Here is a 25021-nt window from a genome sequence, read left to right on the forward strand (position 1 = left end):
GAAGCAGGGATCGATGTTCACTTTCATCCTCCAAATCCGCCAGATGGTCGATGGACACCCGGAGTTCTACTTGTTCACCGTGTACTCGGCGATCATCTGGCTCCTCTGGATCGCCAAGGTGGTGATCTCCGCCCGGTACCGGCCGTACACGGGCACGTTCACGGGGACGACGAGCGTCGTCGTCCCCGTCGTCGACGAGCCACTCGACCTCTTCCGCGACGTCATCGGCCGCATGGTCGAGCAGCGTCCCGGCGAGATCATCGTCGTCATCAACGGCGCGCCCAACGCGGGGCTCGTGCAGGTCTGCGAGGAATTCGCACCCCTCGTGACCTGGACGCACACCCCGATCCCGGGCAAGCGCAACGCCGTCAAGATCGGAACCGAGCTCTCGCGCGGTGACATCACGATCCTCGTCGACTCGGACACCGTCTGGACCCCCGGCACGCTCGACGAACTCGTCAAGCCGTTCGCCGACGAGTCCGTGGGCGGCGTCACGACGCGCCAGCGCATCCTCGAACCCGAGCGCAGCTGGATCACCCGCTGGGCCGACTGGCTCGAGAACTCCCGAGCCCTCTACTCGATGCCGGCGCAGAGCGTGCTCGGGCAGATCGGGTGCCTGCCGGGCCGGACGATCGCGTTCCGCCGCAGCATCCTCATGCGCGTCATGGAGAAGTTCATGACCGAGAAGTTCATGGGCGTGTTCCTCGAGGTGTCCGACGACCGGACGCTCACGAACCTCACGCTCAAGGAGGGCTACCGGACCGTCTACCAGTACACGTCACTCGTGTACACGGACGCGCCGCTCAAGGTGAAGAAGCTGTTCAAGCAGCAGCTCCGCTGGGCGCGTGGTTCGCAGTACAACACGCTGCGGATGCTCCCGTGGATGATCGGCCACGCCCCGATCCTCGCGCTGTTCTTCGTGACCGACATCATCCTGCCGTTCATGCTCTTCGGTGTCATCGCCGGCTGGGTGTACCGCGCGTTCACCGGTCAGGGCCAGAACCTCTACCAGGGCATCCTGCACCAGTACGGGTTCTCGACCGGCTTCGTCTACGTCGCCGCGCTCATGGTCGTCTCGAGCGTGCTCAGCATGGCGATCCGGCAGATGCGGCACCTCGCCGAGAAGCCGTCCGACTTCGTCCGCCTGCCGATGTTCATCATCGTCTCGACGTTCTTCCTCATGCCGATCCGGCTGCTCGGGTTCTTCCGCCTCGCGCACGCCTCGGGCTGGGGCACCCGCGCCGGTGCGTACGCAGGCGGACCGATGGAGACCGAGCCCGCCGTACCCGTCCCCGGCCACGACAGCACCCCGCCCGTCAGCCCCATCGACCGGATCGACGAGGTCCGCTCCGAGGACGTCGACCGCGAGTTCGAGCAGATGTTCCAACTCGGCTCCTCGACCGGCGCCGACGCCACCAGCACCTCCACCACCACCGTCCTCGCGACGCGTCGGGACACCGTCCGCGACGCCCGCATCTCGCGCAAGGCGGCGGCGACGCCCGCCAAGCGCGTCAACCCCTACGCGGTGATCCCGTACCTCATCGGTGTCGCGATCTTCGCCCTGGAGGCACTCACCATTGTCTGAATCCATCCGCCACTCCGGAAGCTGGTGGGCCCCGTCGAGCAAGCACGCCAAGCGCACCGCCGTCGGGACCACCGCCATCGTCGTCGCCCTCGCACTCATCACGTGGGCCGTCTGGATCTCGCCCGGCAACGTGGTCAGCACCGCCGTGCACCACGCGCTGGGCGTGAAGACCCAGGCCCAGAAGACCGCGGACGCCACAGCCGACGCGGCGAAGCTGCAGGCGAAGCTCACCGCCGCGCAGCACCGTATCTGGAAGCTCGAGGGGCAGCTCCAGTCCGCGAACGCCTCCGGCGCCTCTCGCGCCGAACGTCTCGCCTCCTTGCAGGCGCAGCTGAAGACCGCGTACGCCAAGCTCGGCACGGCCGAGTCGGCGGCGTCCGGTGGGACCACGACCGCGTCCGGATCGACGTCGGGCGGGTCCGGTTCCGCCAGCGCCTCCAACGGGTCCGGCGGGTCCGGTGCCGCCCCCGCAGCCGCCGGGAGCCCGGCCAAGGCTTCGTCGACCTCGACGGCGGCCGTCGCGGCCCCGACGAAGGCCGAGGTCCTCGCGCAGACCGCCCGCTGGTACGGCCTGTACACGCCGCAGTCCCCGTTCAACTGGGCGGACTACGACGCGATCGAGCAGAAGGTCGGCACAGCGGCGAACATGGCCGGGTACTTCCAGGGCTTCGACCAGGCGTTCAACGCGACTGCCGTGCAGCGGTCGTGGGCGAACGGCCGCCTCCCCGTGATGACATGGGAGACCGCACCGTCGCAGACCGGCAACGACAGCCCCTACATCGCGGGGTACTCGAACGCGGACATCATCAACGGCAATTTCGACGCCTACATCAAGCAGTACGCCGACGCCGTCAAGGCGAATGGGATGCCGCTCGTGATCCGGCTCGACCACGAGATGAACGGATCCTGGTACAACTGGTCCGAGAACATCACGAGCCTCCCCGCGAACGAGCGCAACGCGACCCACAGCTACACCGACATGTGGAAGCACGTCTGGACGATCTTCCAGAACGAGGGCGCGAACGCCGACGTGATCTGGGACTGGTCCCCGACGCGCATCGACAACCTGTCGCCGAACGCGAATTCGGTGAAGATGACGCAGGGGTACCTCAACGAGTACTACCCGGGCGACCCGTACGTCGACTGGGTCGGGATGAGCGGGTACTACCGCGACGCGTCCACGCCGGCGACCTTCGACGAGACCTTCGCCAGGACGCTCAAGCAGATCCGCGCGCTCCCGCACACCGAGGGCAGCAAGCCGATCTTCCTCGCCGAGATCGGCGCGACCGAGACCGGCGGCAGCATCGGCTCGGCCAACGCACCGAGCCAGAAGGCCGCGTGGATCACGTCGCTCTTCGACGCCCTGGCCGAACCGCAGAACAAGGACATCATCGGGTTCTCGTACTTCGACGAGACCGCGACGACGATCGCGGACGGGGTCCGCAGCACCAACGACTGGCGCATCGACTCGCGCTCCGACAGCCTCGCCGCGTTCACGGCGGGCATCGCACGCACCGACATCGACTACGACCTGCAGGAGGTCAGCAAGTGACGAACAGCAACAGCGAGCACTCCGCCGCCGGGCTCGACACCCGCCCGGCGCCCCGGATCAGCGTCATCGGGACCGGGTACCTCGGTGCGACGCACGCCGCGGCCATGGCCGAGATGGGGTTCGACACCATCGGCGTGGACGTCGACCCGTCGAAGCTCGCGGCCCTCGCCGCGGGCGAGGTCCCGTTCTACGAGCCCGGGCTCCCCGAGCTCATCACCAAGCACGTCGCGAGCGGCAAGCTCCGCTTCACGGCGGACCTCGCCGAGGCGGTCGCGGCGAGCGATGTGCACTTCATCTGCGTCGGCACGCCCCAGCGAGCCGGTAGCCACGCGGCGAACCTCAGCTACGTCGAGAGCGCCACCCGGTCCGTCGCGGAGCACCTGACGCACCCCGGCCTCATCGTCGGCAAGTCGACGGTCCCCGTCGGCACCGCGGCCCGGTTGCGCTCCCTCGTCGCCGAGTTCTCGCCCGCCGGCATCGACGTCGAGCTCATCTGGAACCCCGAGTTCCTCCGCGAGGGCAAGGCGGTCGAGGACACGCTGCACCCGGACCGCCTGGTCTGGGGCGGTGCCTCCGCCGCGGCGGACGCCGTCATCCGCGAGGTCTACGCCGCACCGATCGCCGAGGGCACGCCCGTCATCGCGACGGACCTGCCGACCGCCGAGCTCGTCAAGGTGAGCGCGAACGCGTTCCTCGCCACGAAGATCTCGTTCATCAACGCGATCTCGGAACTCTGCGACATCGCCGGCGCGGACGTCACGACGCTCGCCGACGCCCTCGGGCACGACGTGCGCATCGGTCGCAAGTTCCTGAACGCGGGCCTCGGCTTCGGCGGTGGCTGCCTGCCGAAGGACATCCGTGCGCTCATGCACCGCTCGTCCGAACTCGGCGCGAACCGGGTGGTTGGCCTCATGCAGCAGGTCGACGAGATCAACATGGGCCAGCGCCAGCGCGTCATCGACATGGCGATCGAGGCGGCCCAGGGCTCGGTGCTCAACCGGCGCATCGCCGTCATCGGCGCCGCGTTCAAGCCGCTCACCGACGACGTACGCGACTCCCCGGCGCTCAACGTCGCCGCGGCCCTGCACCTCCGCGGTGCCCAGGTCTCGCTCTGGGACCCGGAGGCCATGGAGACCGCCAAGCGCAGCTTCCCGACGCTCACCTACGCGGAGAGCATGGAGGCCGCGGTCGAGGGTGCCGACATGGTGCTCGTCCTCACCGAGTGGGACGACATCGTGCATGCCGACCCGTCGAGCCTCCGTGCGCTCGTCGGTCGCGCGATCGTGATCGACGCGCGCAACTGCATCCCGGTCACCGACTGGGTCAAGGCGGGGTGGTCCGTCCGATCCCTGGGCCGGACCGCCTCGGTCGCGGGTGCACCCGTGAGCATCGCCGCCGGGACGAACGACTTGATGGCCACGAGTCGCTAGCCCCGCGGGGAACCGGAGGGCCCGTGTCGGCGGACACGGGCCCTTCGCCGTTCCCGCACACGGCCGGGAGGTCCGTCCCGCGTCGCGCGCTGCGGTGACGCTCGCGGGCGGCCCGGCCCGTGCCCCCCAATCCGTGCCTCCCGGCCGTCCTCCGCGGTGACGAGACGACGAGAGGCCCGCACCCTGGCGGGTGCGGGCCTCTCGTGAGCGGCTGCGACTCAGACGCCGAAGTACATCTCGTACTCGAACGGGTGCGGGCGCTGCGCGTACGGGAGGATCTCCTTCTCGTACTTGTAGTCGATCCAGGTGCGGATGAGGTCCTCGGTGAAGACGTTGCCCTTCGTGAGGAACTCGTGGTCGGCCTCGAGCGCGGCGAGGGCCTCCTGGAGTGACGACGGCACCTGCGGGATGCCCTTGGCTTCCTCGGGCGGGAGCTCGTAGAGGTCCTTGTCGACCGGCTCGTGCGGCTCGATGCGGTTCTGGATGCCGTCGAGCCCGGCCATCATCTGCGCGGCGAACGCGAGGTAGGGGTTCCCCGAGGCATCCGGTGCACGGAACTCGATGCGCTTCGCCTTCGGGTTCGTGCCCGTGATCGGGATGCGGATGGACGCCGACCGGTTGCCCGCCGAGTACACGAGGTTGACGGGGGCCTCGAAGCCCGGGATGAGCCGGTGGTACGAGTTGATCGTCGGGTTCGTGAAGGCCAGGACCGCCGGGGCGTGCTTGAGCAGCCCGCCGATGTACCAGCGGGCGATGTCCGACAGACCCCCGTAGCCGTTCTCGTCGTAGAACAGCGGCGAGCCGTCGCTCCACAGCGACTGGTGTGTGTGCATGCCCGAGCCGTTGTCGCCGAACAGCGGCTTCGGCATGAAGGTCGCGACCTTGTTCCACTGCTCCGCGGTGTTCTTGACGATGTACTTGAACTTCAGGATATCGTCGGCCGCGTGCACCATCGTGTCGAAGCGGTAGTTGATCTCCTGCTGCCCGCCCGTGCCGACCTCGTGGTGGGCGCGCTCGAGCACGAGGCCCGAGTCGATGAGCTTGAGCGAGATGTCGTCACGCAGGTCGGCGGTCTTGTCGACCGGCGACACCGGGAAGTACCCGCCCTTGTACGCGGTCTTGTTCGCGAGGTTCCCGCCCTCTTCGCGACGACCGCTGTTCCAGGCGCCCTCTTCACTGTCCACCTCGTAGAAGCTGCTGTTCTGCTTCACCTCGTAGCGGACGTCGTCGAAGATGTAGAACTCGGCCTCGGGAGCGAAGAACGCGGTGTCCGCGATGCCCGTGGACGCGAGGTACTTCTCCGCCTTCTTGGCGACCTGACGCGGGTCACGGGCGTAGATCTCGCCGTTCCGCGGGTTGTAGATGTCGAAGACCATGATCAGCGTCCGCTCGGCCCGGAACGGGTCGATGTAGGCCGTCGTCACGTCGGGGATGAGCTGCATGTCCGACTCGTGGATCGAGGCGAACCCGCGGATCGACGAACCGTCGAAGAGCTGCCCGACGGCGAAGAAGTCCTCGTCGACCGTGGAGGCGGGGATGTTGAAGTGCTGCTGGACACCGGGCAGATCCGTGAAGCGGATGTCGAGGAACTTGACATCCGTGTCCTTGATGAACGCGAGCACCTCGGAGGAATCACTGAACATGTGAGTCGTTCTCCAATGGTTGGTGATGGCGGGGGCCAGGAGGCTACCTCCGTCGAGGCTATTGACCCGGCATTTCCCCGACGTGACTGCATTGTTTCCGGCATGTTACGTGGCGGTCGGCCCAGTACCCTGGGTGGTATGCCCGGTCCGACCAACTCAGCCCCCGCCGCCTCGTCGGACACCTGGCCCGGGAAGGACCTCGGGCTCCCGGCTGAAGGGTCCCGGAGCGTCGCTCGGCTCGGTCGTCGGATCGCTGCCCTCGCGATCGACGGTGTCCTGGCGGACCTGGTCGCCGCGGCGCTCCACGTCTACCCGTCCGGCCGCGACGTCGCCGAGGGCTGGTGGGTCCTCGGGATCTTCGCCGTGCTGCAGATCGTCTTCATCGCCGTGCTCAGCGGCAGCTTCGGTCACCTGTGCGTGGGGCTGCGGGTCGTACCTGTTCGACCCGGGTACATCGGCGTGGTTCGGCCGGTGGTCCGCACGGTCCTGCTGTGCATCGTGATCCCCGCGTTCATCTTCGACCGGGATCAGCGTGGGTTGCACGACCGGATCCCGGGCACCGTGCTCGTCCGCCGATAGCCGAGCGCGCCCTCAGGGGACGAGGCGGACACGCGAGTTCCGCCGCCGCGAGCGGAGGGGGCCGACGTTTCGCCCCGGGAGCTGAGGGCGCCGACGTTTCGCCGCGCGAGCGGAGGGCGCAGACGACGAAGGCCCCGCAGTCGAGCGGGGCCTTCGTCGTGATCCGGGGTGCTCAGCGAGGTCGCCCGGCACGCATGCGCGTCGGGTCCATGCCCTTCGGGATCGCGGACGCGGGGTTCTGGGTCAGCGAGTCGAGCCGGTTCGCGACGGCGACGACCTCGTTGCGGTTGAGCGAACGCTTCAGACGGTTCATCCGCCGTGGCAGCCGGTGCAGCGTGACAGCGTCCTCGCCGTCACCCACGGCGATCACGTGGAGCGCGACGTTCGGCACGATGCGGTGCACCTTGCGTCGCTCCTCCTCGACCAGGCGGGAGAGCGTCGCCGTCCGTCCCTCGGTGATGAGGACCACGCCGGGAGTCCCGACGGCGCGGTAGACCGCGGCCTGCGACCGGGCATGCACGGCGACGGGCATCTCGCTGGACCGCCAGTTGCGGCGGAGGGAGTTCGACAGGACGGCGCCGACTGCGCCGGGCTGGCCGTCGATCTGCGAGTACGCCGCCCGCTCGGCGAGACGCCCGAGCACGATGAGGAACAACAGGACGCCGAGCAGCACGCCCGCGACGATCCAGAGGATCTGGGCGAAGACGGTCTGGTTCGGCAGCAGGAACGCCAGCAGGACGCCCGCGAGCACGGGAACGCCGAACGCGAGGATGAACCACCCGAGCGACGTCGGGTCGGCGCGCCGCGTCATCTGGAAGACCTGGAACATCTGCTTGAGACGTCCGGGCTCCTTCGCCGTCGGCTCCGGGGTCGTGGTGCGTGCCATGCGTCCAGGATACGGCCTGCCCGGACACCGGTGATCCCGAGGTCGGCGCTGTGGGCGAACGAACCGTCCTGGTCCGTGTGGAGGGCGCGGGAGCCGTCGTCCACATGTGCCCGGCCGCCCGATCGTTCCCCTGGTGGATTCCGTGGCGGGCCGTGGCGGCGTGGGGACCGCGATGCTACCGGGCATGGACGGATGGTTGCGAGGAAGGGACGGGCGACGGAACGGGCGGATCGCGCCACCGCAGGTCCGGATCACCCGGAGACCCGACCGGCGTACCCCGCGCGTCGACCGTGGACGGGGCCACGGTACCGAAGCGGACGGGGGTACCGACGTCGCCGAGGCGGTCGTGGTGGACGACCAGGGGTGGCCCGGCTCCTGGATCCCGTGCGTCGACGTGGACGCGGCTGCTGGCTTCCTCGGATGGGTGGCAGCGAGAGGTGTTGACGAGGACCGCCACCTCGTCCGCGTCTCCGCGCTGGCTGCCGGTCCGGACGGCCTCCCGATGGCGTTCGTCCGTCAGGTGGAGGGTCTCCCGCTGCCCATCGCGCTCGACGTGCTCGGCGGACTCACGGTCGGTGTCGCGGTGACGCTCGGGCTGCCGCTCGTCCGCCTCGCCGTGCGCGCCGCCGTGTCGGGCAGCACCCCGGGCCTCCTGCCGTTCGGCCCGGTGCGCCCGTCGGACGTGCTCGTGGACCGCTCGGGGGCGGTCGTCGTCGCCGAGCGGCCCCCCGGCGCATCCGGGGGTCCGCCGCACCTGCCCGGTTCCGGCACGGAGAGCGCCATGATGCGTTCCTCGGCGGCGGGACGTCGCCACCGCGCGCCCGCCGGTGTGGACGGCCTGCTCGTGGCGTGCCGCGTCGTGTGGGAGCGCGCGGACCCGCGTCTGCCCGAAGTCGACCGCGTGTTGCGCGCACTCGACGAGGCGCGCGCCGACGTCGACGGCTGGACCGATCGCGTGCCCGCGGCGATGGTCGCCGCGGCAGTGCCTCGCCCGGTCCGATGGCCTCACGACGCGACGTTCCCGGGCACGGTCGCCACCGACAGGGCCTCGCCGGCTGCGGTGCATGGGGGAGCGACGCGGTGGGGCGCAGGGGGAGCGGTGCGTGCCGGCGCGGGCCACGGCGACGGCGCGTCCGCGCCGCTCCCGAGCCACGTGGGCATAATTGTCGGCGCGTTGTCGGCCGGTCTGCCGGTACCCGGGGGTCGGCGGCTCCCGCTCCGGGTGGCGATCGGCGTCCTCTTGGGCGTGGTCGGGCTCGTCACCGGGCTCGTGCTCACGGGCGGGCCGCGTGCGGCGACCGCGATGCCGGTGTCGCCCGGTGCGGGCACGACAGCGGCCCCGGTCCTCGTGCGAGGACCGGGGCCGCCGTGATCGCGTCAGTACCCGAGGTGCGCCGTGAAGTCGCCCGCCTCGAGCCGGTTCTTCACCGCGACGAGGTACCGCGCGGCGTCGGCACCGTCGATGATCCGGTGGTCGTACGACAGCGCGAGGAACACGGTCGATCGGATGGCGATCGCGTCCTGACCGTCGACGGTGATCACCGCCGGCTTCTTGACGACGATGCCCGTGCCGAGGATCGCCGACTGGGGCAGGAACACGACCGGGGTGTCGAACAGCGCACCACGCGAACCGGTGTTCGTGAGCGTGAACGTGCCTCCGGAGAGCTCGTCGGGCTTGAGCTGGTTGTTGCGCGTCCGCGCGGCCAGGTCCGCGATGCTGCCGGCCAGTTCCGCCAGGCTCAGCTCCGCCGCGTCCCGGATGACCGGGGTCAGCAGCCCGCGCTCGGTGTCCACCGCGATCGAGAGGTTCTCGGTCTCCGGGTACACGATCTCGTCGCCCTCCACCGTGGCGTTGAGCTTCGGGTGGGCCTTGAGGGCTTCGGCGGCGGCCAGGGCGAAGAACGGCATGAAGCTGAGCTTCGAGCCGGTCTTCTGCTGGAACTCGGCCTTGTGCGCGTCACGGAAGCGGGCGACGTTCGTCACATCGACCTCCACCACGCTCGTGAGCTGGGCGGTGGACTGCATCGACTGCACGGCCCGCTCGGCGACGACCTTGCGCAGGCGCGTCATCTTCTCGCGGGTGCCGCGGAGCGGCGACACCTCGGCCACGAACGGTGTCCCGCTCGCAGCCGGAGCCGTGGTCGACGCGGTGGAGGCCGCCGCTGCGGCAGCGGCCTCGGCGGCCGCGAGGACGTCCTCCTTGCGGACACGCCCGCCGACACCGGACCCGGTCACGGTGGCGAGGTCGACGCCCTTCTCGTTCGCGAGCTTGCGGACGAGCGGGGTGACGTACCCGGAGGTGCCTGACGTGGTCGGGTTCGGGACCGTGGCCGACGTCGCCGGGGACTGCGCCGCCGCCGCGGGGGCTGACGGCACGGCGGCCGGAGGAGCTGGGACCGGCGCCGGCGGCGCGGGCACGGCGGCGGGCGGCGCCGGCACGGCGGCCGGCGGAGCGGCAGGAGCGGCCTGCGCGGCCGGCATCGGCTGGACGGCGGGCGGCGCCGGCGGTGCCGGGACGGGCGCGGGAACCTCGTGGTCCTGCTCGTCCGTCGGGGCGGCGAACGGGGCCTCCTGGTCGGCCGCCTGCTCGTTCTCGGGCGCGACCGGCTCGTTCGACTCCACGGGCGCGGCATCCTGCGCGGGGGCGCCGTCGGACGCGCCCTGGTCGGAACCGTCACCGATGCGGACCAGCGGCGTCCCCACCTCGACGGTCTCGTCCTCGCCGACGAGGATCTCCTCGACCACACCCGCGACCGGTGACGGGATCTCCGTGTCGACCTTGTCGGTCGAGACCTCGAGCAGCGGCTCGTCGACCTCGACGCGGTCGCCCACGTTCTTCAGCCATCGGGTCACCGTGCCCTCGGTGACGCTCTCCCCGAGCGCCGGGAGGTTGACGGATTCGCTCATCAGGTGGACTCCTCTTCGAAGGCGTGGTGGTGTGGTGGTGCGGTGGTGCTCGACCGGGTCCGGCGGAGCGTCACAGTGCGTGGAGGGGCTTGCCCGCGAGGTGCAGGAACGCCTCGCCGAGCGCCTCGTTCTGGGTCGGGTGTGCGTGGACCAGCGGGGCGACGTCCTCGGGGTGGGCTTCCCAGTTCACCGCGAGCTGGGCCTCACCGATGAGTTCGCCGACGCGCGCACCGATCATGTGCACGCCGACGACCGGACCGTCGACCACGCGCACGACCTTGATCGAGCCGGACGTGCCGATGATGTGGCTGCGGCCGTTCCCTGCGAGGTTGTAGTCGTACGCGTCGATCTTGTCGGCGCCGTACTCCTGCTCCGCCTTCGCCTGGGACAGCCCGACCGAGGCGACCTCGGGGTCGCAGTAGGTGACCTTCGGGATGTTCTTGTCCTCGATGATGACGGGACTCAGCCCCGCGATCTCCTCGGCGACAAAGATGCCCTGCTGGAACCCGCGGTGCGCGAGCTGCAGGCCGGGGACGATGTCGCCGACGGCGAACACGCCGGGGACGCTCGTGCGGAGCCGGTCGTCCGTGAGCACGTACCCACGGTCCATCCGGATGCCGGTTTCCTCGTAGCCGAGCCCGGCCGTGACGGGACCGCGGCCGACGGCGACGAGCAGCAGGTCGGCCTCGACGGTGGAGCCGTTCTCGAGCGTCACGACGACGCCGTTCTCGTGCTGCTCGACGCCCTGGAACCGGACGCCGAGCGAGAACCCGATGCCGCGCTTGCGGAACGCCCGCTCGAGCTGCTTCGACATCGCCTCGTCCTCGTTCGGGACCAGGTGCGGCAGCGCCTCGATGATGGTGACGTCGGCGCCGAAGGACTTCCAGACGCTGGCGAACTCGACTCCGATGACACCGCCGCCGAGGATGGCCACCTTGTTCGGCACGTAGTCCATCTGCAGGGCGGTCTCGGAGGTGATGACCCGCCCGCCGATCTCGAGACCGGGCAGGCTGCGCGAGTAGGAACCGGTCGCGAGCACGACGTTCTTGCCGGTCACGGTGCGTTCGCCGACCTGCACGGTGGTGGGGGAGGTGAGTCGACCGGAGCCCTCGACCACGGTGATGCCGCGCGCCTTGATCAGCCCCTGCAGGCCCTTGTACTTCGAGGTGATGACACCTTCGCGGTACTCGATCACCTTCGGGACGTCGATGCCGTGCAGCTGGGCCCTGACGCCGAAACGCTCGGCGTCACGGGCGCCGTCGGCGATCTCGGCCGCGTGGAGCAGTGCCTTGGTCGGGATGCATCCGCGGTGCAGGCAGGTCCCGCCGAGCTTGTCCTTCTCGACGAGCGCGACGCTCATCCCGAGCTCCGCGGCCCGGAGCGCCGCGGCGTACCCGCCGCTGCCGCCACCGAGGACCACGACGTCGTAAGTCTCTTCCGTCACCTGGTGCAACTCCCTCGTGCGAGAGGGCCGATCGGGCCCTCGTGGAACGCCGCGCCGCGGCGGCGCCCGGCGGTCGGTGCCCTGGTTCGGGTCCCGTGCCGTGTGTGAGCAGTCGGCGGATGACAAGCACATCCGCCGGAACGACCCTACTCCTCGGACTGCAGCTGTTCTGCGAGGGCGACGAGTGTCCGGACCATGACGCCGGTCGGACCCTTGCCGAGCCAGCCGTACCCGCCACCCTTGTTCTCGGCGGGCCCGGCGATGTCGAGGTGGGCCCACGGGATCGTGCTGCCGTCCGGGCGGGTGCCGACGAACCGCTCGAGGAACCGGCCCGCGAGCAGCATCCCGGCGGCCGGCTGCCCCGGCGTGGCGTTCACCATGTCGGCGACCTCGCTCGCGAGCCGCGCGTCCAGCTCGTCGGGCAGGGGCATCGGCCAGACGAGCTCGGAGACGGATTCGGCCACCGCACGGACGCGGTCGACGAGGTCGTCCGATCCCATCAGCCCGGACGTGCGGTCACCGAGGGCGACGACCTGCGCACCCGTGAGTGTCGCGACGTCGACGATCGCGTCCGGGACCTCGAGCGACGCCGCGGCGAGGCCGTCCCCGAGGACGAGGCGCCCCTCGGCGTCGGTGTTCGTCACCTCGACGGTCTTGCCGTTCTTGAGCGTCAGGACGTCGCCGGGGCGCGTGGCGGACCCCGACGGCATGTTCTCGGCCAGGCACAGCCACGCCGTGACGCGGACGTGGAGCCCCAGGCGGGCGGCGGCGACCGTGGCGGCGAGCACGGTGGCGGCGCCGGTCATGTCGTCCTTCATGCCGTTCATGCTCGCGGCGGGCTTCAGCGAGAGACCCCCGGAGTCGAAGGTGATGCCCTTGCCCACGAGCGCGAGGTGCTTCGACGCTCCGTCGGGCGCGTACCGCACGACCACGAGCCGGGGCGGCCGGACGGAGCCGCGGCCGACCCCGAGGATCCCGCCGTAGCCCTGCTCCTCGAGCGCGGCGACGTCGAGCACCTCGACGTCGAGGGGGAGACCGCGCGCTGCGTCCAGGGCGGCCTCGGCGACGTCCTCGGGCGCCATGTCGGCGGCAGCGGTGTTGACGAGGTCACGGACGAGCGCCACCGCGTCGGCGACGATCGCCGGTCGGACCGTGGCCTCGGCCGGGGCGGCCGCGAGCACCGTGATCCGCTGGTCGCCGCGGACCGGTCCGGTGGTGCCGGTGCCGCGGTGCCGGGTGAACGTGTAGGTCCCGAGGGCCGCGCCCTCGAGCGCTGCGTCCACCAGGTCCTCGTGATCGGTCGGGAGGCCCAGCGCGATCGAGACGACGTCGTGCAGCTGTCGGACGGCGCTGCCCGCAGCCGCACGGATCGACGCCGCGTCGACCCGGCTCCCCAGGCCGATGAGCGCCACGCTGCGCGCGGCGAGGCCGGGCGCCGGCAGCCGGACCAGCTGGTCCTTCGTGCCGCGGACGCCGAGCGCCGCGAGGTCGATCCCGAGGTCGACGACGGTGCCGTCGGCGGTGGGGGCGACGACGGCGGGCGAGCCGTCGGAGCCCGGGCGGACCCCGAGCACGAGGACGTCGGCGTCGACGCTGTCGGGGCGGTCGGAGGTGGTGTCGAGCGTGGGGTGGACCATACCGCCAACCCTACTGACGCGCTCGTGCCGGACCGTCGGAGCTGTTCGCTCTGGGCGTGCAGCGGCGGTCGGGGGTGTCCGACGGCCCCGCCTAGCATGGTCGGGATGAACCCCGAAGACCTGTACACGCTGACCGCGGCAGCGGCGGACGTCCCGCCCGGTCTGCATCTGGTCGCGGGCCTGACGGGGTTCGCCGACGCCGGAACGGCGGTCGGTCAGGTGACCGAGACGCTGCTCGCCGGTCCGGGGGCGGTGCTCGTCGCGGAGTTCGATCCGGACATCCTGCTCGACTACCGGGCGCGCCGCCCGGTGATCACGTTCGACCGCGACCACATCGCCGAGGTCACGCCGTCCCGTCTGACGCTGCACCTCGTGCACGACGAACTCGGTCGCCCGTTCCTCTTCCTCTCCGGGTACGAGCCGGACTTCCAGTGGAACCGGTTCGTCCGCGCGGTGGTCGACCTCGCCGAGGACCTGGCCGTCACCGACACGACGTGGATCCAGTCCATCCCCATGCCCGTCCCGCACACCCGTCCGATCGGGATCACGGTGAGCGGGACACGCGCGGACCTCGTCGAGTCGATGAGCATCTGGAAGCCGCAGACCCAGGCACCGGCGAACGTGCTGCACCTCGTCGAGCACCGCATGAGCGAACTCGACCGCCAGGTCACCGGTCTCGTGCTGCTCGTCCCGCACTACCTGTCCGACACCGAGTACCCCGACGCCGCCGTCGCCGCGCTCTCCGGCATCGCGGCGGCGACCGGCCTGATCTTCCCGACGGACCGCCTCCGCGAACTCGGGCGCGACTTCCACAACCGCGTCGACGAGCAGGTCGCGGGCAACGGCGAGCTCGAGCACCTGGTGCAGGCACTCGAGGAGCGGCACGACACGTACGTCGAGGGCAACCCGGTGTCGTCGCCGCTCACCGGTGCCGACGGTGAGGTCCCGACGGCGGACGCGATCGCGGCCGAGCTCGAGCGCTTCCTGGCGGACCGCCGCCCGGACGGCCCCGACGGGGTCGCGGGCGACGCCACGCTCGACTGAGCCGCAGGACGTCGGCAGCCGGAGCCGCACGGTCCGGAGGGCGGCCGCTGGATACGCTGGCGAGGATGAACTCCCGCCGCTCGTGGACCGTCTGGTCCGTCGCCGTGCTCGCCTACGTGCTGGCCGTGCTGCAGCGGTCGTCGCTCGGTGTGTCGGGCGTCCAGGCGCAGGAGCGGTTCGCCGTGTCCGCGGCCGTGCTCTCGACGCTGGCGGTCGTGCAGATCGCGGTGTACGCGGGCCTCCAGATCCCGGTCGGGATCCTGCTCGACCGGGTCGGGCCACGTCGGCTCGTCGCCGCGGGCGCGGCGTTGCTCGCGGTCGGTCAGGCGGTGGTCGCGATGTCACCGACGATCGGTCCCGCGATCGGCGGTCGGGTGCTCGTCGGCGCCGGCGACGCCATGACCTTCATCTCGGTGATCCGGCTGTTGCCGATGTGGTTCACCGGGCCGATCCTCCCGCAGATCTCGCAGTGGACCGGCAACCTGGGGCAGCTCGGGCAGATCGCTTCGGCGTTCCCGTTCGCGGTCCTGCTCCACGCCTCCGGGTGGAGCGCCGCGTACGGCGTCGCGGCCGCGGTGAGCCTCGCCGGGTTCGTGTTGGTCGCCGCGTTCGTCCGCAACGGTCCGATCGCGGTGCGGACGGACGCCATCCCGTTGCCCGGCTCGCGGCGTGGCGCGTTCTCGACGTTCGGGCAGGCGCTGCGGCGTCCCGGGACCCAGCTCGGCTTCTGGTCGCACTACGTCACGCAGTCGTCGGGGACCGTGTTCAGCCTGTTGTGGGGCGTGCCGATGCTCGAGCGCGGGCTCGGGTACTCCGCGACCGTGGCGGCGGCGTTCCTCACGGTGATCGTGCTCGTCGGGTTCGTGGTCGGCCCGGTCCTCGGGGTGCTCTGCGCACGCTTCCCGTTCCGGCGGTCGAACCTCGTGCTGACGATCGTGGGCGTCATCTTCGCCGCGTGGACGGCCGTGCTGCTCTGGCCCGGCGCTCCGCCGACGTGGCTCGTCGTCGTGCTCGTGGTGGTCCTCGGCGTGGGCGGCCCCGGGTCCCTCATCGGCTTCGACTTCGCGCGGACCTTCAACCCCGTCGGGTCGCTCGGTTCGGCGAACGGCGTCGTCAACGTCGGCGGGTTCCTGGCTGCCTTCGTCATGATGTACTGCATCGGCGTCGTGCTCGACGCGGTCCACGACCACACGGGCGCGGCGGTCTTCGCGTGGTCGTCCTTCCGGGTCGCCCTGCTCGTGCAGTACGTCGTGGTGGGGTTCGGCGTGGTGATGCTCCTCGTGGCGCGGCACCGCACGCGAGCACGGATCCACGCCGAGGACGGAATACGCGTCGGCCCCCTCTGGGTTGCACTGGTGCGGCGCATGCGCGCCGGCCGTACGACGGACGGGCCGACCAGACCCTGACATCGCATCCCACCCGACCACACATCGTGCGTTCGATCGACCTCGAGCGGACGACACGCGTCGGGCGGCGGCGGGACGTGCAATAATGGCGTACGGACCCGTTCGGGTCCTGGTACGCCGATCAGCGGCGAGCTCCGGCTCGTGGTGATCGGGGCACGAGGACTTGACATGGGTCCTCATGCTGCCCGGAACGCAGGGTCCTGACGTCGGTCCGCCGACGGCGGGGGCAGGACAGCGAGGGGCCGTCACGACCCAGGACGTGACACGACGAGAGAGGTGATCGCATGGCTGCCCGGAGCACGACGATCGATGCGACGAAGGCCACGGCCGACGCCGAGACGGTGGAGACCGCGACCGACGAGAACGCGGCACCCGCCGCGCCGAAGAAGCGCGCCCCCGCCAAGAAGGCCGCGCCGAAGAAGACGACCGCCAAGACCGCGCGCGGCAAGGCGGCCGCCCCCGCCGACGACGAGCCGGACACCGACGAGGACGCGTCGGAGGACGCCGTCGACGTCGAGGCCGACGACACCGAGGTCGCGGCCGACTCTGAGGACAGCGACACCGAGGACGGCGAGGAGACCGAGTCCGAGGACACGGCGACCCCCGCGCCCGAGGCGGCCCCTCCGGCGGGCGCGCTCGTCATCTCGCAGGCCGACGACGACGAGGTCCCGGTCTACTCGACCACGATCACGGGCGCCACGGCGGACCCGGTCAAGGACTACCTGAAGCAGATCGGCAAGGTCCCGCTCCTGAACGCGGCCGAGGAGGTCGAGCTCGCGATGCGGATCGAGGCCGGCCTGTTCGCCGAGGACAAGCTCCAGCACGCGACGGGGCTGTCCAAGCAAGAGGAGCGTGAGCTCAAGTGGGTCGCCCGCGACGGTCAGCGCGCGAAGTCCCACCTGCTCGGTGCGAACCTCCGCCTCGTGGTGAGCCTCGCCAAGCGCTACACGGGTCGCGGCATGCAGTTCCTCGACCTCATCCAAGAGGGCAACCTCGGCCTCATCCGTGCCGTCGAGAAGTTCGACTACACGAAGGGCTTCAAGTTCTCGACCTACGCGACCTGGTGGATCCGGCAGGCGATCACCCGCGCCATGGCGGACCAGGCGCGGACCATCCGCATCCCGGTCCACATGGTCGAGGTCATCAACAAGCTCGCCCGCGTCCAGCGGCAGATGTTGCAGGACCTCGGACGTGAGCCCACGCCCGAGGAGCTCGCGCGTGAACTCGACATGACGCCCGAGAAGGTCGTCGAGGTCCAGAAGTACGGCCGCGAGCCGATCTCGCTGCACACCCCGCTCGGCGAGGACGGCGACAGCGAGTTCGGTGACCTCATCGAGGACACCGAGGCCGTCGTCCCGGCGGACGCAGTGGGCTTCACGATGCTGCAGAAGCAGCTCGAGAGCCTGCTCGACTCGCTGTCCGAGCGCGAGGCGGGCGTCATCCGCATGCGCTTCGGGCTCGGCGACGGCATGCCGAAGACCCTCGACCAGATCGGCGACACGTTCGGCGTCACCCGCGAGCGCATCCGCCAGATCGAGTCGAAGACGATGGCGAAGCTGCGCCACCCGTCGCGGTCGCAGTCCCTGCGCGACTACCTCGAGTAGGCCCCGCGTGCGTTTCGTCGTCCCGATCCTCATCGGGCGGATCCTCCGCGCCCTCGCTCGTGCGCGCGGCGGGGGATCCGCCTACCCCGGCTACATCCTCCTCAAGCTCGTTCCCGACTTCCTCCGGCACGTGTCGCGGCAGTTCCCGAACGGGATCGTGTTCGTCCTGGGTTCGAACGGCAAGTCGACGACGACCCACATGATCTCCGAGATCATGCGGGCGCACGGACTCCGCGTGTTCACGAACCCGTCCGGGGCGAACCTGCCGCAGGGCATCGCGTCGGCGCTCCTCTCGGAGGTCGGGCTGACGGGACGCCTCAAGGCGGACATCGGCATCCTCGAGGTCGACGAGGCCTTCGCCGTGGAGCTGTCCGGCATCCTCTCGCCGTCGACGGTCACGATGCTCAACGTGCAGGTGGACCAGCTGTACCGGTTCTTCGAGACGGAGCGCGTCGCGACGATGATGCTCGACACCGCGGCGACGTCGTCGCGGAACGTCATCACGAACCACGACGACCAGTTCCTCGACGCCTACGAGGGCCGGGCCGGGCAGCGGGTCCTGCGCTTCGGCGCCGCGCCCGAGGTCGTCGCTGCGGCCCCGAACGGATTGCAGAACGCGGACGACTTCGCCCGGGACGCGTCGGGCACGACCGCCGCGGACGCAGAGGTCGTCGAGTCCACCGGGGACGCAGCGGTGGTCCGCTTCGGTGGGGCCGACATCCCGGTGCGGCTGCCGGCCCGGGGGCTGCACTACGCGGTGGACGCCGCTGCTGCCACCGCGACCGCTTCGGCCGCCCTCGGCGAGCAGTTCCGCGCGGAAGCGGTGACCCGGGCCTTCACCGCGATGAAGCCGGCCTACGGGCGTGGTGAGCGCATCCCGATCGCGGGAGAGCACGCCGAGTTCACCATGTTCAAGAACGCCGCGAGCCTGCAGCTCAACCTCGACGCCCTGTCGACGCCGCCCGAGCAGGTGCTCATGGCGATCGACGAGGGCACGCCGGACATCTCCTGGATCTACGACATCGACTTCTCGCATCTCGACCACGTGGACGTCGTGTCGGGTGACAAAGCGTGGCAGATCGCCCTCGCCCTCGAGTTCGCCGGGGTGCGGATCGGCCGTGTGGAGCCCGATGTCGAGGCCGCGATCCGACTGATGTCCGGACTCGGAGCGACGACGTCCGGCACGAAGCACTTCATCGTCAACTACGAGATCATGATGCTGGCCCGCAAGGCCCTCGGTCATCCCGACCTGGAGAGGACGGCATGACGGCCGATCGCCTCACGATCCTGCACCTCTACCCGCGGCAGATGGGCGTCTCGGGCGACCGGGGGAACGTGACCGCCCTCGTCGCCCGCGCGGACGCCGCCGGGATCCCGACCGAGGTCGTGCGCCACGACGTCGGGGACAGCCTCCCGACGGACGCCGACGTCGTCGTGGTCGGCAACGGCCCGCTCAGCGCGATGCGCTCGCTCGGCGGGGACCCCGCCCGGCTCGCACCGTTCCTCCAGGACGCCGTCGCCGCCGGCGTGCCGCTCGTGGCGGTCGGTGGCGGCTACGACCTGGCGACCCGCGAGGTCGTCCCCACCGAGGGGAAGCCGGTGACCGGCCTCGGGGTGTTCGACGCCCGCGCCGTGCGCGGCGCCGAGCGCCGGGTCAACTACTTCCTGCTCGACGTGCGTGCGACCCTGCCCGGCGGAGACCAACGCGTGGCGGGGTTCGAGGACCACGCGACCCGCATCGAGAACATCGATCCCACGGCGGTGTTCGCGGACGTCGTGTCGGGCGGCGGCAACCAGGACGGCACCGGCACCGACGGCTCGGCGACCGCCGCGGCGTTCGGCACCCACACCCAGGGGCCGCTCCTGCCACTGAACCCGCACCTGACCGATGCGGTGTTGGCCGCCGCCACCGGTCGTCTGGGTCGCGAATACGCGCCGGATCCGGCGCGCACCGCCGCCGTGGACCGCTACGCTCGCGAGGCCCGCGCGGTGATCACGCGCTACGTCGACAAGGCGTTCAAGCGCATCGCCTGACGCGGTCGCGAGCGGCACACAGGCCGGGTACGCGAGAGGCCGGATCCCCGATGGGGATCCGGCCTCTGTTCGTCGGACCGACCGCGGCGATCGCCGTGGCGGGGCCGGGCGCTACTTGCTCTCGTAGAGACGGCTGGTCTCGTCGTGCCACTCGAGGGCGGTCGCGGCGAGCTTGTCCTTGAACTCGGCACCGTGGTGGGCGCAGAAGAGGAGCTCGCCGCTCGCCATCGTGGCTCGGATGTAGGCCTGCGCGCCGCAGCTGTCGCAGCGGTCGGCCGCCGTGAGCTGGTTGCTGCCGAGGTCGTCGATGGAGAGGTCCTGCACGGTCTGGGACATGGTGTGCTCCTCGTTGATCGGAGGCGGTGCCGGGGTTGGTGCGTCCATTTCAGCACGCGCTCCCTGGGATCCCCGCATTGTGGTCGCGTTGTTTCGCTGACCGCGGATTCCGTCGACGGTCACCTGCGCGTCGCGGACACCGCCGGGAGGCCCGGTCGGCCGAGCGTCGTGCGCTCACGTCCGGGGTGGTGCGCCAGGAGCGTCACCGGTCGCGGGTAGCCTCGGCAGGTGAGTTCCGACTACAACGCCCGCCATCTCTCCGTGCTCGAAGGGCTCGAGGCGGTCCGCAAGCGTCCCGGGATGTACATCGGTTCGACGGACTCACGAGGGCTCATGCACTGCCTGTGGGAGATCATCGACAACTCCGTCGACGAGGCCCTCGCGGGCCACGGCGACGAGATCACGGTGCGGCTCCACGCGGACGGCAGCGTCGAGGTCGGGGACGTCGCGCGTGGCGTGCCCGTCGACGTCGAGCCGAAGACGGGGCTGACGGGCGTCGAGGTCGTGTTCACCAAGCTCCACGCGGGCGGCAAGTTCGGGTCCGGCTCGTACGCCGCGTCCGGCGGTCTGCACGGGGTCGGCGCATCCGTCGTGAACGCACTGTCGGAACGCCTCGACGTCGAGGTCGACCGCGGCGGCAAGACGTACGCGATGTCGTTCCACCGCGGTGAGCCCGGCGTGTTCGACGACGCTGCGGGCATCGGCCCGGACGCACCGTTCACCCCGTTCACCTCGGGCAGCGAGCTCCGAGTGATCGGCAAGGTGAAGCGCGGCGTCACCGGCACGCGCGTCCGGTACTGGGCCGACCGGCAGATCTTCACCGCCGACGCGGTGTTCCAGCTCGGCGACCTGACGAACCGGGCGCGGCAGACGGCGTTCCTCGTGCCGGGTCTCGGCATCACCATCACCGACGAACGCCCGCACGCGATCGCCGCGGCGTCCCGGCTCGCCGAGGGGCAGGGCGCCGAGCGGCTCGAGGGACCGGTTGTCGAGCGGTTCCGGTTCGACGGTGGCATCAGCGAGTTCGCCGAACACCTGGCTCCGGACACGGCCGTGACCGACACGTGGCGCGTCACGGGGACGGGTACCTTCACCGAGACCGTGCCGGTGCTCAACGACGCCGGGGCGATGGTCGCGACCGAGGTCGAGCGCACCTGCGAGGTCGACGTCGCGCTGCGCTGGGGGAGCGGCTACGAGACCGTGACCCGGAGCTTCGTCAACATCATCGCGACGCCGAAGGGCGGGACGCACCAGACGGGCTTCGAGAACGGTCTGATGAAGGCGATCCGCGCGCAGGTGGACGCGAACGCCCGCAGGCTCAAGGTGGGGCAGGACAAGCTCGACAAGGACGACGTGCTCGCCGGACTCACTGCGGTGCTGACGGTGCGGCTGCCCGAGCCACAGTTCGAGGGGCAGACGAAGGAGATCCTCGGCACGCCGGCGGTCCGGCAGATCGTCGCGAACGTCGTGGCCGCCCGGATGACCGAGATCCTGACGTCGACGCAGCGGACCGAGAAGGCACAGTCGCAGGCGCTGCTCGAGAAGGTCGTCTCGGAGATGAAGTCCCGGATCTCCGCTCGCGCGCACAAGGAGACCCAGCGCCGCAAGAACGCGCTCGAGAGCTCGTCCCTGCCCACGAAGCTCGCCGACTGCCGGTCGAACGACGTCGCCGCGAGCGAACTGTTCATCGTCGAGGGCGACTCCGCGCTCGGCACCGCCAAGCTCGCCCGGAACAGCGAGTACCAGGCGCTGCTTCCGATCCGCGGCAAGATCCTCAACGTGCAGAAGGCCTCGGTGAGCGACATGCTCTCGAACGCGGAGTGCGCGTCGATCATCCAGGTGGTCGGAGCCGGATCCGGACGCTCGTTCGAGCTCGACCAGGCCCGTTACGGCAAGGTCATCGTCATGAGCGACGCCGATGTCGATGGTGCGCACATCCGCACGCTGCTGCTGACGCTGTTCTTCCGGTACATGCGCCCGATGATCGAGGCCGGCCGGGTGTTCGCCGCCGTCCCGCCATTGCACCGCGTCGTGGTGGTGCACCGGGGCAAGCCGAACGACACGCTGTACACGTACTCCGAGCAGGAGCTGCAGGGCGTGCTCCGGAAGCTCGAGAAGTCGGGCAAGAAGTACCAGGAGCCGATCCAGCGGTACAAGGGCCTCGGCGAGATGGACGCCGACCAGCTGGCCGAGACCACGATGGACCGGGCGCACCGGACCCTCCGGCGCGTCAACGTGTCGGACGCCGAGAACGCCGCTCGGGTGTTCGAGCTGCTCATGGGCAACGACGTGGCGCCACGCAAGGAGTTCATCCTGGCCGGCCAGGGGCTCGACCGGGACCGCATCGACGCCTGACCGGCCCAGGCCCCGGCCGCCCCGCGGGGTCGCCTTCCGGCCGCTCCGCGGGGTCGCCTTCCGGGCCCGCTCCGCGGGGTCGCCTTCCGGCCCCGCTACGCGGGGTCGGACTCCGCCCCGATGGGGACGGCGGGGCTCGCACCGATCGTGGTCACGACGGCCTCGAGCGGTGACCCGGACCCGTCGCGCTTGGACAACCAGTCGGGCAGTGTCCGGGCGGCGCCGTCCGGACCGAGCGCGTGCGGGGGAGCGACGCCGGCCCACGCGACGGCGAGGCCGTCCTCGCCCTTGAGGAACGCGTGCGCCCGGACCCCCATGGTGCCGCGCCCCTTGGCGGGGAACTCGGACAGAGCGGAGACCTTGGCGCGGCCGGGGTCCGTGCCGGCGAGCGTCGCGGACGACGTGGACACGGTCGCGACGACGACGTCGGCCGCTGGGTCGACGGTCGTGAAGGCGATGACCGTGGCACCCGCGGCGAGCTGGACGCCGGCGACGCCGCCCGCGGGGAGCCCCTGCGGGCGGACCACGGCGGCGGGGAACCGCAGGAGCTGCGCGTTCGATGTCACGAACACGACGTCGTCCTGTTCGGGTCCCTGTGTGGCGCCGACCACGGCGTCGCCGTCCTTGAGGGCGATCGCCACGACGTCGGGCTTGTCCGGCCACGCGTTCGGCACGACGCGCTTGACGACGCCCTGCCGTGTGCCGATCGCGAGCGCGTTCGGTGACTCGGGGTCGAGGAGCGCGACGACGGTCTCACCCGACGGCAGGCCCAGGTAGTCGCGGACACGCACGCCGGCGTCCAGGCGGACCGAGGCCGGCGGGACGGCGGGGACGTCGACGGGCGAGAACCGCACGACGCGGCCACGGTCCGTGAGTGCGCCGACGGAGGACCGCACCGTGGTGGCGACGGTGGACCGCACGGCGTCGTGCTTCGATCGCGCCGGGGTGCGCGCGACGCGGTCGGAGCCCTCCGTCTGGTCGACGCGCACGAGCCGTCCGGTGGTGGACAGGAGCACGCGGCACGGCGCGTCCACGATCTCGAGCTCGACGGCGGCCTTGCGTCCGCCGCGCACGGGCGCGTCGGCTTCGGTGAGCAGGGTGCGGCGCGGGGTCGCGAAGCGGTCCGCGACCTCGGTGAGTTCCGTGGCCACCTGGGTCCGGAGCCGGGCGTCGGAGCCGAGCAGTTCCTCCAAGGCGGCGATGTCGGTGAGCAGCTCGTCGCGTTCCCGCTCGAGCTCCAGGCGCGAGAACTTGGTGAGGCGCCGCAGGCGCAGCTCGAGGATGTACTCGGCCTGCACCTCGGACAGGTCGAAGACCTCTTGGAGCCGCGTGCGTGCGGCCTCGGAGTCGTCCGACGTCCGGATGACCTCGATGACCTCGTCGATGTCGAGGATCGCGATGAGCAGGCCCTCGATGAGGTGGAGGCGCTCGCGACGCCGCGCGAGGCGGTAGCGGGACCGGCGGGTCACGACGTCGAGGCGGTGTGCGACGTAGACCTCGAGGAGCTCCTTGAGCCCGAGCGTCTGCGGGGTGCCGTCGACGAGGGCGACGTTGTTGATGCCGAAGCCGTCCTCGAGCGGGGTGTGCTTGTACAGCTGCTCGAGCACGGCGGACGGGTTGAACCCGGTCTTGATCCCGATGACGAGCCGGAGTCCGTGGTTCCGGTCGGTCAGGTCGGTGACGTCCGAGATCCCCGAGAGCTTCTTGGACTGGACGCCGTCCTTGATCTTCTCGATCACCCGTTCGGGACCGACGAGGTACGGCAGCTCGGTGACGACGAGCCCGGTCTTGCGTGGGGTGATGCTCTCGACGCTCACCTTGGCGCGCGTGCGGAAGGAGCCGCGGCCGGTGGCGTAGGCGTCCCGGACCCCGGCGAGGCCGACGATCGTGCCGCCCGACGGCAGGTCGGGGCCGGGCACGAACTCCATGAGCTCGTCGAGGGTCGCGTCGGGGTGACGGAGCAGGTGCTTCGCGGCCTCGACGACCTCGCCGAGGTTGTGCGGCGCCATGTTCGTGGCCATGCCGACCGCGATCCCGGACGCGCCGTTCACGAGCAGGTTCGGGAACGCCGCGGGCAGCACCTCGGGCTGCATGAGCTGGTTGTCGTAGTTCGGCACGAAGTCGACGACGTCCTCACCGAGGCCGTCGGTCATCGCCATCGACGGCTCGGCGAGTCGTGCCTCGGTGTAGCGGGCGGCGGCGGGTCCGTCGTCGAGCGAGCCGAAGTTGCCGTGGCCGTCGACGAGCGGGACGCGCATCGTGAAGTCCTGTGCCATCCGCACGAGGGCGTCGTAGATCGCGCCGTCGCCGTGCGGGTGCAGCTTGCCCATGACCTCGCCGGTCACGCGCGCGCACTTGACGTGTCCGCGGTCCGGGCGGAGGCCCATCTCCGACATCTGGTACAGGATCCGGCGTTGGACGGGCTTCAGGCCGTCACGGGCGTCGGGCAGCGCGCGGGAGTAGATGACCGAGTACGCGTACTCGAGGAACGAGCCCTGCATCTCCTCGGAGACGTCGACGTCCTCGATGCGCTCACCGTCGGGGAGGCCGACTGCGTCCGTGCGTGCCATGGGCCCTCT

General features: G+C 70.7%; 18 protein-coding genes. 11 read left to right on the forward strand and 7 right to left on the reverse strand.

The window, feature by feature from the left end; translation table 11 throughout:
* Positions 1-13 precede the first annotated feature (13 nt).
* From DEI88_RS07225 to DEI88_RS07235, 3 genes are read left to right on the forward strand one after another with little or no spacing between them, the layout of a single operon-like run.
* Positions 14-1585 carry a glycosyltransferase gene (locus tag DEI88_RS07225; RefSeq protein WP_111008783.1) on the forward strand — a complete coding sequence of 524 codons (1572 nt, stop codon included), beginning with the start codon at positions 14-16 and terminating at the stop codon, positions 1583-1585.
* A complete protein-coding gene (locus DEI88_RS07230; RefSeq protein WP_111072084.1) occupies positions 1578-3137 on the forward strand; it encodes a glycoside hydrolase family 26 protein in 1560 nt (519 codons plus the stop codon). The genes DEI88_RS07225 and DEI88_RS07230 overlap by 8 nt, the downstream gene beginning before the upstream one ends.
* Positions 3134-4567, forward strand: coding sequence for a UDP-glucose dehydrogenase family protein (locus DEI88_RS07235; protein ID WP_111072085.1), 1434 nt, complete (start codon positions 3134-3136; stop codon positions 4565-4567). Before DEI88_RS07230 ends, DEI88_RS07235 begins: the two co-directional genes overlap by 4 nt.
* Positions 4568-4785: 218 nt before the next feature.
* Here DEI88_RS07235 and glnA read toward each other — a convergent pair whose 3' ends face one another.
* Positions 4786-6210: a type I glutamate--ammonia ligase gene (glnA, locus tag DEI88_RS07240; protein ID WP_111072086.1), complete on the reverse strand. Its 1425-nt coding sequence runs from the start codon at positions 6208-6210 to the stop codon at positions 4786-4788.
* A gap of 138 nt (positions 6211-6348) precedes the next feature.
* Between glnA and DEI88_RS07245 the strand changes: the two genes are divergently transcribed.
* A complete protein-coding gene (locus DEI88_RS07245; RefSeq protein ID WP_111072087.1) occupies positions 6349-6789 on the forward strand; it encodes an RDD family protein in 441 nt (146 codons plus the stop codon).
* Between the two features lie 172 nt (positions 6790-6961).
* Here the strand turns inward: DEI88_RS07245 and DEI88_RS07250 are convergent, their stop codons facing one another.
* Complete coding sequence (locus DEI88_RS07250) at positions 6962-7675, reverse strand: DUF4191 domain-containing protein (protein ID WP_111008788.1); 714 nt, start codon at positions 7673-7675, stop codon at positions 6962-6964.
* Positions 7676-8024: 349 nt separating this feature from the next.
* On the opposite strand from DEI88_RS07250, the gene DEI88_RS07255 reads away from it, so the two are divergent.
* Entirely contained in the window at positions 8025-9047 is a 1023-nt protein-coding gene (locus tag DEI88_RS07255) for a hypothetical protein (protein WP_146246066.1), read from the forward strand.
* 5 nt (positions 9048-9052) lie between these two features.
* Here DEI88_RS07255 and sucB read toward each other — a convergent pair whose 3' ends face one another.
* The 3 genes from sucB to DEI88_RS07270 all read right to left on the reverse strand — a co-directional run bounded on the left by sucB (position 9053) and on the right by DEI88_RS07270 (position 13663).
* A complete protein-coding gene (sucB, locus tag DEI88_RS07260) occupies positions 9053-10582 on the reverse strand; it encodes a 2-oxoglutarate dehydrogenase, E2 component, dihydrolipoamide succinyltransferase (RefSeq protein WP_111072089.1) in 1530 nt (509 codons plus the stop codon).
* 70 nt (positions 10583-10652) lie between these two features.
* Positions 10653-12026, reverse strand: a complete 1374-nt coding sequence (lpdA, locus tag DEI88_RS07265) for a dihydrolipoyl dehydrogenase (protein ID WP_111008791.1) — start codon at positions 12024-12026, stop codon at positions 10653-10655.
* Between the two features lie 146 nt (positions 12027-12172).
* A complete protein-coding gene (locus DEI88_RS07270) occupies positions 12173-13663 on the reverse strand; it encodes a leucyl aminopeptidase (protein ID WP_111072090.1) in 1491 nt (496 codons plus the stop codon).
* 105 nt (positions 13664-13768) lie between these two features.
* Here DEI88_RS07270 and DEI88_RS07275 point away from each other — a divergent pair, with 105 nt between their 5' ends.
* The 5 genes from DEI88_RS07275 (at position 13769) to DEI88_RS07295 (ending at position 19751) form a co-directional block, all read left to right on the forward strand.
* A complete protein-coding gene (locus tag DEI88_RS07275; protein ID WP_375334614.1) occupies positions 13769-14707 on the forward strand; it encodes a proteasome assembly chaperone family protein in 939 nt (312 codons plus the stop codon).
* A gap of 65 nt (positions 14708-14772) precedes the next feature.
* A complete protein-coding gene (locus DEI88_RS07280; protein WP_111026026.1) occupies positions 14773-16113 on the forward strand; it encodes an MFS transporter in 1341 nt (446 codons plus the stop codon).
* 284 nt (positions 16114-16397) lie between these two features.
* On the forward strand, positions 16398-17717 hold the full coding sequence (locus DEI88_RS07285; RefSeq protein ID WP_111072091.1) for an RNA polymerase sigma factor: 1320 nt from the start codon (positions 16398-16400) through the stop codon (positions 17715-17717).
* 7 nt (positions 17718-17724) lie between these two features.
* Positions 17725-18984, forward strand: a complete 1260-nt coding sequence (locus tag DEI88_RS07290) for a MurT ligase domain-containing protein (RefSeq protein ID WP_111008796.1) — start codon at positions 17725-17727, stop codon at positions 18982-18984.
* Positions 18981-19751 carry a type 1 glutamine amidotransferase gene (locus DEI88_RS07295; RefSeq protein WP_111072092.1) on the forward strand — a complete coding sequence of 257 codons (771 nt, stop codon included), beginning with the start codon at positions 18981-18983 and terminating at the stop codon, positions 19749-19751. The genes DEI88_RS07290 and DEI88_RS07295 overlap by 4 nt, the downstream gene beginning before the upstream one ends.
* A 111-nt stretch (positions 19752-19862) precedes the next feature.
* Here DEI88_RS07295 and DEI88_RS07300 read toward each other — a convergent pair whose 3' ends face one another.
* Complete coding sequence (locus DEI88_RS07300) at positions 19863-20087, reverse strand: DUF7455 domain-containing protein (RefSeq protein ID WP_111008798.1); 225 nt, start codon at positions 20085-20087, stop codon at positions 19863-19865.
* A 228-nt stretch (positions 20088-20315) separates the two neighbouring features.
* Between DEI88_RS07300 and DEI88_RS07305 the strand changes: the two genes are divergently transcribed.
* Complete coding sequence (locus DEI88_RS07305) at positions 20316-22442, forward strand: DNA gyrase/topoisomerase IV subunit B (RefSeq protein WP_111072093.1); 2127 nt, start codon at positions 20316-20318, stop codon at positions 22440-22442.
* Positions 22443-22537: 95 nt separating this feature from the next.
* Here the strand turns inward: DEI88_RS07305 and DEI88_RS07310 are convergent, their stop codons facing one another.
* The gene (locus tag DEI88_RS07310) at positions 22538-25012 is read right to left on the reverse strand and encodes a DNA gyrase/topoisomerase IV subunit A (RefSeq protein ID WP_111026028.1); all 2475 of its coding nucleotides are present in this window, start codon (positions 25010-25012) and stop codon (positions 22538-22540) included.
* Positions 25013-25021: the final 9 nt, after the last annotated feature.

It is taken from the genome of Curtobacterium sp. MCBD17_003 (assembly GCF_003234885.2).
Lineage (GTDB): Bacteria > Actinomycetota > Actinomycetes > Actinomycetales > Microbacteriaceae > Curtobacterium.